The following is a 16,199-nucleotide window of genomic DNA, read 5'->3' as shown; positions in this document are numbered from 1 at the left end:
CATATGAACAATAAAACAGAAAAGACAATCAATCATAAATTTAATACAAAATCTGAACTTGTGTGGTTTTTCCTTAGAGGAAGTAAGACTTTCTTTTGCCTTTCAGTCATTCTTTCCTTTGGGATAACTTTTTTTGAACTCATAAGTCCCAAGATAGTTCAGTACACGGTCGATTATCTACTAGTTGATGTTCCGGATGAAAGTGGGAGCATACCTGCGTATTTGAGACTTCTATTGAATGCAATAGGTGACAGGGCATTTCTTAAAGATCATATCTATATCATGGCCCTTTTAGTTGCTCTATTTGCTCTTTTATCAGCAATATGCAGATATTTGTTTAAGGTGTGCAATGCTCATGCTGCGGAGAGGCTTATCCAGAGGATGCGAGATAAACTTTTTGAGCATATCATGCATCTGACTTTTTCCTGGCACAGTGAGAATCATACAGGTGATATCATCCAGAGGTGCACTTCAGACGTTGATACTGTAAAGATGTTTATATCAGAACAGCTCTTGTCTTTAGTCAGGATCATTATCAGGATCATCATTGCCATGTATTTTATGATCCAGATAAACGGTGTGCTTTCTATTTTTTCTGCGGTGTTCATTCCTATTGTGGTATTGTATTCATTCATTTTTCACAACAAGATCAGCAGAAGCTTTGAAAAAGCTGACAGTGAGGAAGGAAGGCTATCAGCTACAGCCCAGGAAAATCTCACAGGTGTGAGGGTTGTCAGGGCCTTTGGAAGAGAGCAGTATGAAAAGGAAAGATTTGAAAAACAGAACTATGAGTACACAAATCTCTGGATAGAGATCATGAGGATATTGTCCTTGTTCTGGTCTTCAAACGATCTGATCTCAGGATGCCAGGTTATGCTGGTAACTGTTGTGGGCGCGGTTTTTGCAGTAAATGGGAATATTACGGTTGGTGAGTATATTGCATTTGTTTCATACAACGCTATGCTTACATGGCCTGTAAGGGCGCTTGGAAGAATCATTTCTGAGATGAGTAAGGCCGGAGTTTCTATTGAACGTATCAGATATATCATGAATTCTGAAGTTGAGAAGGATAAAGAAAATGCAAAAGAAGTACCAATGAATCAGGATATTTCTTTTGAAAATGTTTCTTTTACCTATGGAAATGGTTCTGAAGAAGTTCTAAATAATGTAAGCTTCACCATAAAAGCAGGAACAACGGTTGGAATTCTGGGCGGAACAGGGTCGGGTAAATCAACGCTCATGTATCTTTTGGACAGACTGTATGACCTTCCTGAAGGCTGCGGAAAAATAACAGTCGGAGATACTGATATTAAGGACATCAAGGCAAGTCATTTAAGAAAGAACATTGGCCTTGTGCTTCAGGAACCCTTCCTGTTTTCGAGGACCTTGTCTGAAAATATAGGAATAACCCTTAAGGATAATGACCTTAAACAGGTAAGGGATGCTGCGAAGGTAGCCGCTTTGGATGAGACTATCCAGAATTTTGGGCAGGGGTATGACACCTATGTAGGCGAGCGAGGTGTGACATTGTCAGGAGGACAGAAGCAGAGAACTGCTATAGCGCAGGTTCTGGTCTCAAAGCCTCCTGTAATGATATTTGATGATTCGCTTTCTGCTGTGGATACAGGAACAGATGCAAAGATAAGGCGTGGCCTTTTAGAGTCTACTTACGATACAACAGTGGTCCTTATTTCTCACAGAATAACGACTCTTATGCATGCGGATCACATTATAGTTCTTGATCACGGGAAAGTTGCGGAAGAGGGCCCACACGACGTGCTTTTAAAGAACAACGGTATTTATAAAAAAATCTACGATATACAGATGCAGGGAATATGAAAAACGAACAATTAACAAAACTACCATTTTTTGGAATACCAAAACTATATCCATTTATTAAGCCATATCTTCCCAAGATAGTATTTATGGTCACTCTGGGAATACTAAGTTCTCTCGTTGATTCCATTTATCCTATCTTTAACAGGTATGCCCTTGATAATTTTGTAGGTAAAAAGACATTAGAAGGCCTTGGAGGCTTTGTGATCCTTTACCTTGTTATCCTTATTCTGCAGGTAATTGATAATTATATTTCTACTTATGTCTGCGGGCAGGTTGAGATGAGTATGGACAGAGATCTTAGGAATGCTTCTTTTAACCATTTGCAGGAGCTTTCATTTGCATATTTTAACCAGAATAATGTGGGCTATATTCATGCAAGGGTAATGAGCGATACGGGCAAGATCGGAGTAATGGTATCATGGCGAATGATGGACATTATATGGAATGGATCATATATTGTCTGCGTTCTTATTATGATGCTGTTCCTCAATGTGAAACTGGCGCTTTATGTAATAGTTCTTGTTCCTGTGGCAGCTCTTTTCTCTATGTACTTCCAGAAAAAACTCATCGTTCTTAACAGAAAGATTCGTGAGATAAATTCTACTATTACAAGTAATTTCAATGAGGGAATTACCGGTGCTAAAGCAATCAAAACCCTGGTTGTAGAAGATAAGATCCAAAATGATTTTGAAAAAGATACCGGAAATATGTACAGGACTTCGGTACACACAGCGCATTTCTCTGCGCTTTTCACATCATCGATAACTTTAATGTCCTCATTGGCTCTTTCTCTTGTACTGTGGAGAGGCGGCCTTGCAACTATGGAGGGGGTTATCCAGATTGGTACGCTCTCTGTGTTCCTGTCTTATGCGCTTGGCCTTATGGAACCGGTTCAGAACGTTATCGTCACAATATCTGAGCTTATAAGTGTTCAGGTAAATGTCGAGAGATTTTTTAAGCTTATAGAGACTGAGTCTGACGTTTCAGACAGACCGGATGTCATAGAAAAATATGGAGATACCTTTAATCCAAAGAAAGAAAATTGGGAAGAGCTCTATGGCGATGTTGAGTTCAAGGATGTGACCTTTAAGTATCCTGATGGGGATGAGTATGTTCTTGAGCATTTTAATCTCAAAGTTCCACAGGGGACCAATGTTGCCATCGTTGGTGAAACTGGTGCAGGGAAGTCAACTCTGGTAAATCTTGTTTGCAGATTTTTTAAGCCCACGAGCGGAAGCGTCCTCATAGATGGAAAAGATGCTGCGGACAGGTCTCAGTTATGGCTTCACAGTAACATCGGATATGTTCTGCAGACACCACATCTTTTTTCAGGAACAGTAAGGGATAATCTAAGGTATGGTAAGCCTGACGCTACGGATGACGAGATTTGGGAGGCTTTGCGCCTTGTGTCTGCCGAGGCAATTGTTAAGCGCATGGATAAGGGGCTTGACAGCGATGTTGGAGAAGACGGCGGAATGCTCTCAACCGGTGAAAAGCAGCTTTTGTCTTTTGCCAGGGCAATTCTTTCTGATCCCAAGATCCTTATTCTGGATGAGGCCACAGCTTCTATTGATACTGTGACTGAAAAGGCTATTCAGGATGCCATTGTTACTGTTACTAAGGGAAGAACGTCTTTTGTTATTGCACACAGACTTTCAACTATCGTTGATGCAGATATCATTTTAGTTGTTCAGGATGGTAAAATAATAGAGAGAGGAACCCACAAGGAGCTTATGAAGCTCAAAGGGTTCTATCACGAGCTCTTTACAAGGCAGTTTGCTGATGAAGCTTTTAATCAGACAGCAGGATGAATAAGGGTGGCAGACTAATATGATGGATATAGCGGTATTTAGTGATATACATGGTAATCATTCGGCGCTTCAGGCGTGCATTGATTACGCAATGGGGAAGGGAATCACAAGATTTGTACTTCTTGGAGACTACGTTACAGACTGCCCCAATCCCCAGAAGACCATGGAACAGATATATGTGCTTAAGCAGTATTTTGAGACTTATATTATTAGGGGAAACAGAGAGGAGTACCTTCTCAACTACAGAAAAAATGGAGAGGGTAATTGGAAAAAGGGGTCAGCCAGCGGCTCGCTTTTGTACACCTATGAGAATCTGACTGATAAGGATTTTAATTTTTTTGCTTCCCTTCCAAATTATGGAATATATGAGCAAAAGGGCTTTCCGGGCTTTGAATATTGCCATGGGTCTCCTAATGAGACTTCAGAGCTTCTTTTCAGAGAGAAAAGAAATACCAAAAAGGTGCTGTCTCACCTAAAGACGGGAGTTCTTTTACACGGTCATAATCATGTGCAGGACACTTATATTTACAGAGGAAAAAAGGCAGTAAATCCGGGATCTGTGGGCATTCCGTGGTACCACGATGGCAAGACTCAGTTTTGCATTCTCCATGGAAACGGAAAGACCTGGGAAGAAGAGTACGTGCAGCTGGACTATGACAGAAAAGAAATCCTAAGGGAATTCAAAAATTCTGAGCTTAAGACCTATGCTCCTGCCTGGGCTGCGGTCACCATGCATACCATAAGGACCGGCATTGATCTTAACCAGACTGTTCTTCTTCGCGCAATGAGGCTTTGCGAGCAGGAAAGGGGCGTTGTTAAATGGCCTAACATTCCTGAGAAGTACTGGGCTATTGCCCTTAAGGAAAACTATATCGATCTAAACGGAAAAGAGATACCTCGTAATGAAGAGGGATAAAGAAAGGCGCATCGTTTTGATGCGCCTATAATTATGCAGAGATTACGGAATTTCTTCCCTGACTCTTGGCTGCATAGAGCCTGGTGTCAGCTTCTTTTAAAAGATCATATGGTGTCATGTCTTCTTCGCAGGTGGCGGTTCCAAAAGAAGACGTAACTTTTATATCATTCCCACCAAAAGAGAATATGTTATCAGATATTTCATCGCAGATATCGCGTATGATACGGCAAAACTCATCGTAACTTTGTGTCTCTTTTGACAGAATAAGAAATTCTTCGCCGCCCCATCTTCCGCAACATATCTCGCTGTGAGATGAGAGGATCTTTGCAATCTCGATCAGTACATGGTCCCCCATGAGATGACCATAGGTGTCATTGATGTTCTTGAAATGGTCAACGTCCATGATCGCTACATTTTTATAGGACTCATCATATATCAGCTTTTGAATGTACTGGCGGTTATAAAGACCCGTCAAATAATCTGTATTGGCAAGATCATGGAGCCTGTTGGTATTTTCTTTAATGTTCACACAGTATACTGTTGTGTAAACAATAATAAAAGAAAAGGCTATAAGGCCATTTGTATAATACATAAAAGTAGACATTGAATCAGAAGCAACATAGCCGATTGGAAGAAAACCGTTCTCATTAAAACCATACAGTGCTATGAAGGTTACAATGTACAGCAGTACAAGTATGTTTGCCAGTACGCTTTGTATCTTTGACTGAAGAGGCATAAAATATGGTGTGATAACTGAAAGCACACAAGGGAAAAGCCAAAGCCAGTATCCACATTTATATCCCATGAAAACAGTAGCAAAAATAATATGAAAATAGATCTCAAAATGTGCTATCCATACAAGTAATACATTATGTCCTGTGGCATTTAAAACGAACTCTATTAGATAAATTCCAATGCTTACAAGATTGATGTAGATCATTGGAGTACAGAACGAATATGTATAAATACCTTCAAGGATGATATGTATCAAAAGAAGTACTGTAGCCGTTTTAGTAATAAATTCTTTATCTTCAAGGTCGTATTGAACTTTTTCTCTTTTTACCAGACCTGCAAGAAAAAAATTGTCAAATGAATTATCCATTTAATTTACCCACAAAATAATAACTTTTTATCTTTAAACAGATATATTATATTTGTTCGAATGAAAATGTCTAGTTCAATATAGTAAATCACTAAAGAAAAAGCACAAAAAAGCCCTGAAAACAGAATTTTCAGAGCCTTAATGTCATAAAATAATGATTTCTCTTAAACAGTTGTGTCAAGAGCAACTGAAGTGTCAGCCGCAGTGGTTTTGTTCGCGTCTTTGTCATAGCTTTTCAGCTGATCGTCAAGCCATGAAGATTTGTATTTGTTATATTTATCAGCTGTAACAGTAGAGTCAGAAGAGGAGCCTGATCGTCCAACACTATCAAGGAAATTGGTTTTATGCGTAACAGTCTTCTTTGTAGCGCTTGTTGCTGATTCAGAATCAGTAGCAACCGTAGTTGAGCCGGTTTCCCTGTATGCGTTCAGAGCATTCTGATTACCTACTTTTTTTACATAGGATTTCATAAGGGAGCCATATGCGCCGCTCTTGATACTGGAGTAATCGGTCAAAAGATTACTCATATCATTAACATAATTATATGAGCCGGACAGGCTGCTAAATATATTTGCCATGTTCGCACCTCCTTGCAAAAAATGCATTCTTAAGGCTTCCGTGCCATAAGCATAGTATCAGTACTACTCATACTATTAAGGATATTATCACAGAAAAGATATGGATTATCAATTTACTGCAAATTAAATAAATATAAAAAATTGATATAGAAGATATGCTGATAAACAGTAGGGTTAAACTATGCTAAAAGAAATAAAAAGGTAGAAAACGTGAGAAAAAATGAGAAAATAAGAGTAAAATACTGAATATATAAAAATATAGCCAATTATTCAGCTTGCGCAAGTAAGATTAACATACTAATATATGTTCTTAGAGATTAGCACTCAAAGCTATCGAGTGCTAACAATAAGTAAAACAATAATCTAAAGATTATATAAAGGAGGCATTTACAATGAAGTTAGAACCACTTTCAGACAGAGTTGTTTTAAAGCAGCTTGAGGCAGAAGAGACCACAAAGTCAGGTATCGTTCTTCCAGGAGCAGAGAAAGAGAAGCCACAGCAGGCAGAGGTCATTGCAGTAGGTCCTGGCGGAATCGTTGATGGCAAGGAAGTAAAAATGCAGGTTAAGAAGGGTGACAATGTCATCTATTCAAAATATTCAGGAACAGAAGTTAAGCTTGATGATGTTACATACATCATTGTTAAGCAGAACGATATTCTTGCAATCATTAAATAATCCAGAGACTTTATCAAAGGTCGTATGATCCGGATTAAGTTTTTAATATAATACTTTGGAGGAAAACAAAATGGCTAAGACAATTAAGTACGGCGCAGACGCCCGCACAGCTATGGTAGAAGGCGTTAATAAGCTTGCAGATACAGTTAGAGTAACAATCGGACCTAAGGGAAGAAACGTAGTTCTTGATAAGAGCTATGGTGCACCTACAATCACAAACGATGGTGTTACAATTGCAAAAGAGATCGAGCTTGAAGATGCATATGAGAACATGGGCGCTCAGCTCGTAAAAGAAGTTGCTACAAAGACAAATGATGTAGCAGGTGATGGTACAACAACAGCTACAGTTCTTGCACAGGCTATGATCAATGAAGGTGTTAAGAACCTCGCTGCAGGTGCTAACCCAATCGTTCTTCGTAAAGGTATGAAGAAGGCTACTGATGCAGCAGTTGCATCTATCAGCAAGATGGCTACAAAGGTTAAAGGAAAAGAGCAGATCATGAGAGTTGCTGCTGTTTCATCAGGAGATGATGAAGTAGGACAGATGATCGCAGATGCAATGGAAAAGGTTTCTAACGATGGTGTTATCACAATCGAAGAGTCCAAGACAATGCAGACAGAGCTTGACCTTGTAGAAGGTATGCAGTTCGACAGAGGATATATCTCAGCTTACATGGCAACAGATATGGATAAGATGGAAGCAACACTTGAAGATCCATACATCCTCATTACAGATAAAAAGATTTCAAATATTCAGGATATTCTTCCACTTCTTGAGCAGATCGTTAAGACTGGTTCTAAGCTTCTTATCATCGCTGAGGATGTTGATGGTGAGGCTCTTACAACTCTTATCGTTAACAAGCTCCGTGGAACATTCAATGTAGTAGCTGTTAAGGCTCCTGGATATGGTGATCGCAGAAAGGCTATGCTTGAAGATATCGCTATCCTTACAGGTGGTAAGGTTATTTCTTCAGATCTTGGCCTTGAGCTTAAGGATACAACAATGGATGACCTTGGTAGAGCAAAGAGCATCAAGGTTGAAAAAGAGAAGACAACAATCGTTGATGGTCTTGGAAACAAGGATGACATCAAGTCAAGAGTATCTCAGATCAAGAAGCAGATCGAAGAGACAACATCTGATTTCGATAAGGAAAAACTTCAGGAGAGACTTGCTAAGCTCGCTGGTGGTGTTGCAGTTATCAGAGTTGGTGCTGCTACAGAGACAGAGATGAAAGAAGCTAAGTACAGAATGGAAGATGCTCTTAACGCTACAAGAGCAGCCGTTGAAGAAGGCATCATCTTTGGTGGTGGTAGCGCATACATCCATGCATCTAAGGAAGTTGCTAAACTTGCTGATTCACTTGAAGGTGATGAGAAGACAGGTGCAAAGGTAGTTCTTAAGGCACTTGAAGCTCCTCTTTACCACATTGCTAACAATGCAGGTCTTGACGGATCAGTTATCGTTAACAAGGTTAAAGAGTCTAAGCAGGGTATCGGCTTCAACGCATACACAGAAGAGTATGTAGATATGGTTAAGGACGGAATCATCGATCCTGCCAAGGTTACAAGATCAGCTCTTCAGAATGCTACATCTGTAGCATCAAGCTTCCTTACAACAGAAGCAGCTGTAGCTACAATCAAAGAGCCAGTTCCTCCAATGCCAGCAGGCGGCGCAGGAATGGGAATGGGCATGTGAGCGATAACGAGCCAAACTCCAATACATAATCAAAACCGCTTTAGCGGTAACAATAGAGAAAACCACGGAACCAAGTTTACTTGGTATTCCGTGGTTTTTCTATTGTTATATGTGCGCTGCACATTTTTCCATCCCTGCAAAAAATACCCCCTTTATTTTGCGCATTTATTGTGTATAAAACCACTAAAAATCTGCTATACTCATATTATAAAACATAAGGAGGGGAGTTATGGATATATCAATGCAAATTGTCTGGCTGATTGCAGCTATAGTCTTTGGCGTTCTTGAACTTATTACCACCAGCATTTTTAGTATATGGTTTGTATTTGGAGCTGTTGTGGCTATGATCACGGCATTGTTTAATGCTCCGGTTCTTTTTCAGATAATTGTTTTTATTGTCGTATCAGCGGTTTCTCTTTTATTTACAAGGCCTTTAGCAACTAAATATCTGAATAGTAAAACAATTAAAACTAATGTCGATTCACTTGTTGGAAGAACACTTATTGCTAAGACTGAGATTGATAACCTTAAGATGAGCGGAAAGGCAGATCTTGATGGTACAACCTGGATAGTTGTAAGCGACGACGATTCAGTTATAGCTGCAGGTGAAGAGATTGAAGTAGTAAAGGTTGAAGGAGCAAAACTTATAGTTAAGAAAAAAGAAGCAGGAGGGCAATGATATGGGTTCAGTATCGAAGGTTTATTTTACCAGAAACATTACACCCCAGCAGGTTGTTAAGATGTATGATACTCTTGGCAAGAAGCTTACAGGTAAGATTGCAGTTAAGGTTCATTCCGGTGAAGATGGCAATCAGAATTATCTGAAGCCTGAGTTTTGGAAACCTATGGTTGAACATGTTGGAGGCACTGTCGTTGAGTGTAATACTGCCTATGATGGCGAACGTAACAGCACAGAAAAACATGTGAAACTTATTAAAAAGCATGGCTGGAATGATTTCTTTGTAGTTGATCTTATGGATGCTGAGGGACCAGATGCTGTACTTCCCATCACTCATGCTAACCATTTGAAAAATGATATCGTGGGCAAGAATCTTCTTAACTATGATTCAATGCTTGTGCTGTCACATTTCAAGGGACATCCAATGGGCGGATACGGCGGTGCGTTAAAACAGCTTTCTATAGGTTGTGCATCAACTGCTGGAAAAGTAAATATTCATTCGGGCGGAAAACTTACAAAGACTGATGATCAGGCTATTGTATGGGATAATCATGCTGCCCAGGACGATTTTCTTGAGTCTATGGCAGAGGCTGCATCTGCTGTAGTAGAGCACTTTAAAGGAAATATGGTCTTTGTGAATGTAATGAAGAATATGTCTGTTGACTGTGACTGCTGCGCAGTTGCTGAAGATCCTTGTATGGCTGATGTTGGAATCCTGATTTCGACAGACCCGATCGCTATCGACAGGGCTTGCATGGATCTTGTTTATAAATCAGACGATCCGGGAAGAGATCATTTCCTTGAGAGAGTACAAACGAGAAACGGAGAACATACGATTGATGCTGCCGCAGAAATGGGATTTGGCGTAAAAGAGTATGAGCTCATTTCTATAGATTAAAAATTAAATGTTGGGGCATGTTTTTTTAACATGACAAAAGGAGGAAAAATGATAGCAGTAATTATTTTAGTTATTCTTATTATTGCGCTTATCGCAACCAATATCAGGGTTGTTCCACAGGCGCATTCTTTCGTAGTTGAAAGACTTGGAGCATACAAGGAGACGTGGGATGTTGGTCTTCATATCAAAGTTCCTTTTATCGACAGAGTTGCCCGTCAGGTTGATCTTAAAGAGCAGTATTGCGATTTCCCACCTCAGCCTGTTATTACACAGGACAACGTAACAATGCAGATTGACTCAATTGTTTTCTTCAGAATTTCAGATCCTATGGCCTATGCTTACGGTGTAAGAAATCCTATCGGAGCCATTGAAAATCTTACAGCAACAACACTTCGTAATGTTATCGGATCACTTACACTTGATGAAACACTTACTTCCCGTGATCAGATCAATGCACAGATGCAGGATGCGCTTGATATCGCAACAGATCCTTGGGGAATAAAGATTACAAGAGTTGAGCTTAAGAACATCAATCCTCCTGAGCAGATCAGAGATGCAATGGAGAAACAGATGAAGGCTGAACGTGAGAAGAGAGAAAAAATTCTTTTTGCTGAAGGTGAAAAGCAGTCTCAGATCACAGTTGCAGAAGGTGAGAAGCAGAGTAAGATCCTCCAGGCCGAAGCTGATAAGCAGGCTACGATCCTTAGAGCTGAAGCTGAGAAGGAAAAGAGAATCAGAGAAGCTGAAGGTCAGGCTGAAGCTATCAGAAGCATTCAGAAGGCTAATGCGGATGGTATCAGCATGCTTAAGTCTGCCGGGGCAGATGAATCAGTTCTTACTCTCAAGAGTCTTGAAGCATTTGAAAAGGCTGCTGACGGCCAGGCTACAAAGATCATTGTACCTTCCAATATTCAAGGAATTGCAGGTCTTGCCGGCTCTCTTAAAGAAATTGTGAAATAATTTAAAAAATATAGCGAAAATCGGCATTATATAGTATTATTACATTACTGTGTAATTTGATAAAACAAGGGGTTGTACGTTCCTTTGGAACGTGCTACTCCTTTTCGCATGTTTAAGATATTTTGGGAGGGTATGTAGTTGGATCTTGAGAGGCAGAAAAGAGCGCCTATATACGAAGCGCTTGAGAGATTTAGAAAGCAGCGTGTGGTTCCATTTGATGTTCCGGGACACAAAAGGGGAAGAGGAAACGCTGAGCTGGTTAGTTTTCTTGGTGAGAGGTGTGTCGGAATCGATGTGAATTCCATGAAGCCTCTGGATAATCTTTGTCACCCGGTATCTGTTATTAAGGAAGCTGAAGAGCTTATGGCTGATGCATTCGGAGCTGCGCATGCATTTATGATGGTCAACGGTACTACAAGCGCAGTTCAGGCAATGGTTCTTTCTAATGTTAAAATGGGTGAAAAGATCATTATGCCCAGAAACGTTCACAAGAGCGCGATCAATGCCCTTATACTTTGTGGCGCAGTTCCTGTATATATTGATCCTAAGGTTGATACTAAACTCGGTATTCCTTTGGGAATGGAAATAGCAGATGTTAAAAGAGCTGTAAAAGAGAATCCGGATGCAAAGGCAATTCTTATCAACAACCCTTCTTATTATGGAATTTGCTCAGACCTTAAGGCAATTGTAGAATTAGCACATGAAAATGGCATGAAGGCTCTTGTAGATGAAGCTCACGGAACACATCTGTACTTTGGCCCGGGACTTCCTCTTAATGCAATGGCTGCAGGTGCTGATATGGCGGCCATCAGTATGCATAAGTCAGGTGGAAGCCTTACGCAGAGTTCTATTCTTTTATGCGGAAAGGATGCTAATATAGGATATATAAGCCGCATAGTTAATCTGACTCAGACCACAAGTGCCAGCTATCTTCTTCTTGGAAGCCTTGATATTTCCAGAAGAAACCTTGCACTTAACGGCTATAGCAGCTTTGAAAAAGTGACAAAGATGGCTCAGTATGCAAGAGAAGAGATCAACGACATCGGTGGTTACTATGCATACGGCAACGAGCTTAAAAACGGCGGAAGTATTTTTGATTTTGATGAGACTAAACTGGTTGTAAATACCAGAAGCATAGGTCTTACCGGTATTGAGGTTTACGACCTTTTAAGAGATGAGTATGACATTCAGATGGAGTTTGGTGATCTCTCCAATGTCATGGCATATATTTCAATAGGTGACAGACTTCAGGATATTGAGCGTCTTGCCGGAGCTTTAGCAGATATAAGACGTCTTTATGCTAAGCCTGAACAGAGCTTTTTCTCTGCAGAGTATGTAACTCCTATTGTTAAGGCGACTCCTCAGGAAGCCTTCTATGCAGAAAAAGAGCAGCTTCCAATCGACAACTGCGTTGGCAGGATAAGCGCAGAGTCTGTTATGTGTTACCCGCCGGGAATCCCGATTCTTTCTCCTGGAGAAGTAATAACAGCAGACATTTTGGATTATATTAAGACAGCAAGAGAAAAAGGTTGCTCAATGCAAGGCCCTGAAAGTGAAGATATATCTAAACTCTTTGTGCTGAAATAACCTTTTGATAATAACTGAAGTATATAGGAGGAAAATCATGGCCGAGATGGATTATTGGTTTAGTGATATGCATACAGGCAATGTCAAAATAAGCATAAGACTTGCCAAGCAGCTTTTTTCAGGAACAAGTGAGTTTCAGAGAATTGATGTTTTTGATTCTCCTGAGTTCGGTAAATTCCTGACCTCAGATGGAAATATTATCTTTTCAGAGAAGGATGAGTTTACTTATGACGAGATGATCGTTCATGTGCCTATGGCAGTTCATCCTAAAGTCCAGAGGGTCCTTGTACTTGGTGGCGGAGACGGCGGTGTTGCCAGAGAGCTTTGCCATTATGATGAGATAAAGGTTATAGATGTAGTTGAGCCTGACAACATGTTTGTGGATGTTTGCAAACAGTATTTCCCTGACAATGCTATAGGACTTGAGGATGACAGAGTTCATATTTTCTATCAGGATGGCCTTAAATATCTCAGAAAATGTGAAGACATGTATGACCTCATAATAAATGATGCCACAGAGCCTTTGGGACATGAGGCAGGTCTTTTCACAAAAGAGTTTTATGGAAGCTGCTACAAGGCGCTTCATGATGATGGAATCATGGTTTATCAGCATGGAAGTCCTTTCTATGATGAGGACGAGGAAAGCTGCAGAGCCATGCATAGAAAGGCTTACAGAGTATTCCCTATAAACAGAGTTTATCAGGCACACATTCCTACATGTCCTGCCGGATACTGGCTCTTTGGATTTGCCAGCAAAAAATATCATCCTCTAAAGGACTTTAATCCTGACAGATGGGATGAGAGAGGCATTAAGACCTGGTACTATACAACTCACTTACATAAGGGAGCATTCATGCTTCCTAAATATGTAGAGGATCTTCTTCAGGAAGAAGAGGACATGAGCAGGTAAAATAGATTTAAGCGAAGAAAACGGAGGGTATATAGATGAGTAGATTATTGGTTATCGGATGTGGCGGCGTTGCACAGGTTGCAATCCAGAAATGCTGCCAGAACAGCAAGGTGTTCACAGAGATGTGCCTTGCCAGCAGAACTGTTTCTAAATGTGATGCTCTTAAGGAAAAACTTGAGAAGCAGGGAACAAGTGTAAAGATTACTACAGCAACTGTAAATGCTGATGATGTCAATGATGTTATTAAACTTATTAAGGAGTACAAGCCTGAAGCTGTGCTCAATGTTGCACTTCCTTATCAGGATCTTGTTATCATGGATGCATGTCTTGAGTGCAAGGTTGATTACATCGATACAGCAAACTATGAGCCTGAGGATACAGACGAGCCTGTATGGCGTGCTGCATATGAGAAGAGATGCAAGGAAAAGGGCTTTACAGCTTACTTTGATTACAGTTATCAGTGGGCATACATGGACAAGTTCAAGGAAGCCGGAATCACAGGCCTTCTTGGAACAGGTTTTGATCCCGGTGTAACAAGTGTATTTACAGCTTATGCTAAAAAGCACTATTTCGATGAGATCCACACTATTGATATCCTGGACTGCAATGGTGGCGATCATGGTTATGCTTTTGCTACAAACTTCAATCCTGAGATCAATCTTCGTGAAGTAAGCGCAAATGGAAGCTACTGGGAGGATGGCCACTGGGTTGAGACAAAGCCTATGGAGATAAAGAGAGTATACGACTTCCCACAGGTTGGACAAAAAGACATGTACCTCCTTCACCACGAAGAGATTGAAGCTCTTGGTAAAAATTTCCCTGAGGTTAAGAGAATTCGTTTCTTTATGACATTTGGCCAGAGCTATCTTGACCATATGCGTTGCCTTGAGGATGTTGGAATGCTTTCAACAAGTCCTATCAATTTCGAAGGCAAAGAGATTGTGCCTATCCAGTTCCTGAAAGCTCTTTTACCTGATCCTGCAAGCCTTGGACCTAGAACAGTCGGAAAGACTAACATCGGATGTATATTCCGCGGAATTAAGGATGGAAAAGAGAGAACAATTTATATCTACAACGTATGTGACCATCAGGAGTGCTATAAGGAACTTGGCAGTCAGGCAATCAGCTACACAACAGGTGTTCCTGCTATGATCGGAACTGCACTTGTTCTTAGTGGTAAGTGGAAGAAGCCAGGTGTATATACAACTGATGAGTTTGATCCTGATCCATACATGGATATGCTGGGCGAATATGGCCTTCCATGGGTTGTTGATGAGAATCCACAGCTTGTTGACTGATATGGGATTGATATTTATAGCTGTATTGATGAGGGGAAATTATGAATCTATCTGAAATACGTACGCCGGCGTATGTTATTGATGAAAAGAAATTACGCGAGAATCTTGAAATTCTTGACAGAGTACAAAAAGAGTCAGGAGCTAAAATACTCCTGGCTCAAAAGGCGTACTCTATCTATCAGACATATCCATTGATATCAAAATATTTAACTGGTGCGACAGCTTCGGGGCTTTTCGAGGCGAGGCTTGCTCACGAAGAGATGCAGGGCGAGAATCATGTTTTTGAACCTGCTTTTGGTGATGAAGAGATGGTTGAACTATGTGATATTTGTGATTACATTGTTTTTAATTCTCTTAATCAGCTTGAACATCACAGACCTGTGTGGGAGAAAAAAACTGCCGAAGGAAAGGTCTCTGTCGGTCTTAGGATAAACCCTGAGTTCAGCACTCAGGAGGAGCATGAGATCTATGATCCCTGTGCAAAAGGATCAAGGCTTGGAATAAGGCTAAAGGATATGCCTGAAAGACTACCTTCAGGTGTTGAGGGCCTTCATTTCCATACACTTTGCGAGCAGGGATTTGAGCCTTTAGAGACCACATTTTTAAAAGTTGAAGAAGAGTTTAAGAGATTCTTTCCAAGTCCTGTACAGGAAAATCTTGAAAGATCTGATGAGGATACACGTGGCAAGATCAAATGGATCAATCTTGGTGGTGGACATCATATAACAAGGGAAGATTACGATGTTGATGGTCTTATCAGACTTGTAAAAAGAATCAGGCAGACCTATGGAATAGAGGTTTATCTTGAGCCGGGAGAGGCAATCGCGCTTGATGCAGGATACCTTGTGACTACTGTCATGGATATTGTAGAAACTGAAAGGATACCTGTACTTATTCTTGATACTTCTGCAGCCTGCCATATGCCTGACGTTTTGGAGATGCCATATAGGCCGCCACTTAGAGATGGTGAGGAACCAGGGGAGATGAACTATACTTACAGATTATCTTCCAGAACATGCCTTGCAGGGGATGTAATTGGCGACTACAGTTTTGAAGAGCCAAAGCACATTGGAGACAGGTTAGTGTTTGAGGATATGGCAATTTACAGCATGGTTAAAAACAATACCTTTAACGGAATGCCTTTGCCGGATATAGATATTCTTCATGAGGATGGAAGCGTTGATGTAATAAAGCGATTCGGCTATGAAGACTTTAAGTGCAGGCTTTAATCTTTTAAAATACAAATTT

At 40.5% G+C, this 16,199-nt stretch carries 14 protein-coding genes; 12 read left to right on the top strand and 2 right to left on the bottom strand.

The window, feature by feature from the left end; translation table 11 throughout:
- The first annotated feature begins 3 nt into the window (after positions 1-3).
- Genes E7303_RS00710 through E7303_RS00700 form a run of 3 tightly spaced genes read left to right on the top strand, consistent with a single transcriptional unit; the run spans position 4 to position 4,566 of the window.
- Positions 4-1,839 (top strand): ABC transporter ATP-binding protein, encoded by a 1,836-nt coding sequence (locus E7303_RS00710; RefSeq protein ID WP_292143378.1) that lies wholly within the window; start codon positions 4-6, stop codon positions 1,837-1,839.
- Entirely contained in the window at positions 1,836-3,650 is a 1,815-nt protein-coding gene (locus tag E7303_RS00705; protein ID WP_292143377.1) for an ABC transporter ATP-binding protein, read from the top strand. Before E7303_RS00710 ends, E7303_RS00705 begins: the two co-directional genes overlap by 4 nt.
- A 19-nt stretch (positions 3,651-3,669) precedes the next feature.
- Positions 3,670-4,566, top strand: a complete 897-nt coding sequence (locus E7303_RS00700; protein ID WP_292143376.1) for a metallophosphoesterase family protein — start codon at positions 3,670-3,672, stop codon at positions 4,564-4,566.
- Positions 4,567-4,597: 31 nt separating this feature from the next.
- On the opposite strand, the gene E7303_RS00695 is transcribed toward E7303_RS00700, so the two are convergent.
- Both E7303_RS00695 and E7303_RS00690 read right to left on the bottom strand, forming a co-directional pair.
- Complete coding sequence (locus tag E7303_RS00695) at positions 4,598-5,668, bottom strand: GGDEF domain-containing protein (RefSeq protein WP_292143375.1); 1,071 nt, start codon at positions 5,666-5,668, stop codon at positions 4,598-4,600.
- 164 nt (positions 5,669-5,832) lie between these two features.
- The gene (locus E7303_RS00690) at positions 5,833-6,246 is read right to left on the bottom strand and encodes a hypothetical protein (RefSeq protein ID WP_022773278.1); all 414 of its coding nucleotides are present in this window, start codon (positions 6,244-6,246) and stop codon (positions 5,833-5,835) included.
- Positions 6,247-6,638: 392 nt separating this feature from the next.
- Between E7303_RS00690 and E7303_RS00685 the strand changes: the two genes are divergently transcribed.
- From E7303_RS00685 to nspC, 9 genes are all read left to right on the top strand, one after another.
- Positions 6,639-6,923 carry a co-chaperone GroES gene (locus E7303_RS00685; RefSeq protein WP_022773277.1) on the top strand — a complete coding sequence of 95 codons (285 nt, stop codon included), beginning with the start codon at positions 6,639-6,641 and terminating at the stop codon, positions 6,921-6,923.
- Positions 6,924-6,993: 70 nt separating this feature from the next.
- Positions 6,994-8,619 (top strand): chaperonin GroEL, encoded by a 1,626-nt coding sequence (gene groL / locus E7303_RS00680; RefSeq protein WP_292143374.1) that lies wholly within the window; start codon positions 6,994-6,996, stop codon positions 8,617-8,619.
- Between the two features lie 229 nt (positions 8,620-8,848).
- On the top strand, positions 8,849-9,298 hold the full coding sequence (locus E7303_RS00675; RefSeq protein WP_292143373.1) for an NfeD family protein: 450 nt from the start codon (positions 8,849-8,851) through the stop codon (positions 9,296-9,298).
- Between the two features lies 1 nt (position 9,299).
- The gene (locus tag E7303_RS00670) at positions 9,300-10,196 is read left to right on the top strand and encodes a DUF362 domain-containing protein (protein ID WP_292143372.1); all 897 of its coding nucleotides are present in this window, start codon (positions 9,300-9,302) and stop codon (positions 10,194-10,196) included.
- Between the two features lie 48 nt (positions 10,197-10,244).
- Positions 10,245-11,156, top strand: coding sequence for an SPFH domain-containing protein (locus E7303_RS00665; protein WP_292143371.1), 912 nt, complete (start codon positions 10,245-10,247; stop codon positions 11,154-11,156).
- 138 nt (positions 11,157-11,294) lie between these two features.
- Positions 11,295-12,743: an aminotransferase class I/II-fold pyridoxal phosphate-dependent enzyme gene (locus E7303_RS00660; protein ID WP_292143370.1), complete on the top strand. Its 1,449-nt coding sequence runs from the start codon at positions 11,295-11,297 to the stop codon at positions 12,741-12,743.
- Between the two features lie 46 nt (positions 12,744-12,789).
- Positions 12,790-13,653: a polyamine aminopropyltransferase gene (gene speE / locus E7303_RS00655; protein WP_074883821.1), complete on the top strand. Its 864-nt coding sequence runs from the start codon at positions 12,790-12,792 to the stop codon at positions 13,651-13,653.
- Positions 13,654-13,688: 35 nt separating this feature from the next.
- Positions 13,689-14,951: a saccharopine dehydrogenase family protein gene (locus E7303_RS00650; protein ID WP_292143369.1), complete on the top strand. Its 1,263-nt coding sequence runs from the start codon at positions 13,689-13,691 to the stop codon at positions 14,949-14,951.
- A 41-nt stretch (positions 14,952-14,992) separates the two neighbouring features.
- Entirely contained in the window at positions 14,993-16,180 is a 1,188-nt protein-coding gene (gene nspC, locus E7303_RS00645; protein ID WP_292143368.1) for a carboxynorspermidine decarboxylase, read from the top strand.
- Positions 16,181-16,199: the final 19 nt, after the last annotated feature.

Origin of the sequence: Butyrivibrio sp. (genome assembly GCF_015056685.1) — a bacterium.
In the GTDB taxonomy this organism is placed as follows: domain Bacteria; phylum Bacillota; class Clostridia; order Lachnospirales; family Lachnospiraceae; genus Butyrivibrio.
This window is presented reverse-complemented; position numbering and strand designations above follow the sequence as displayed.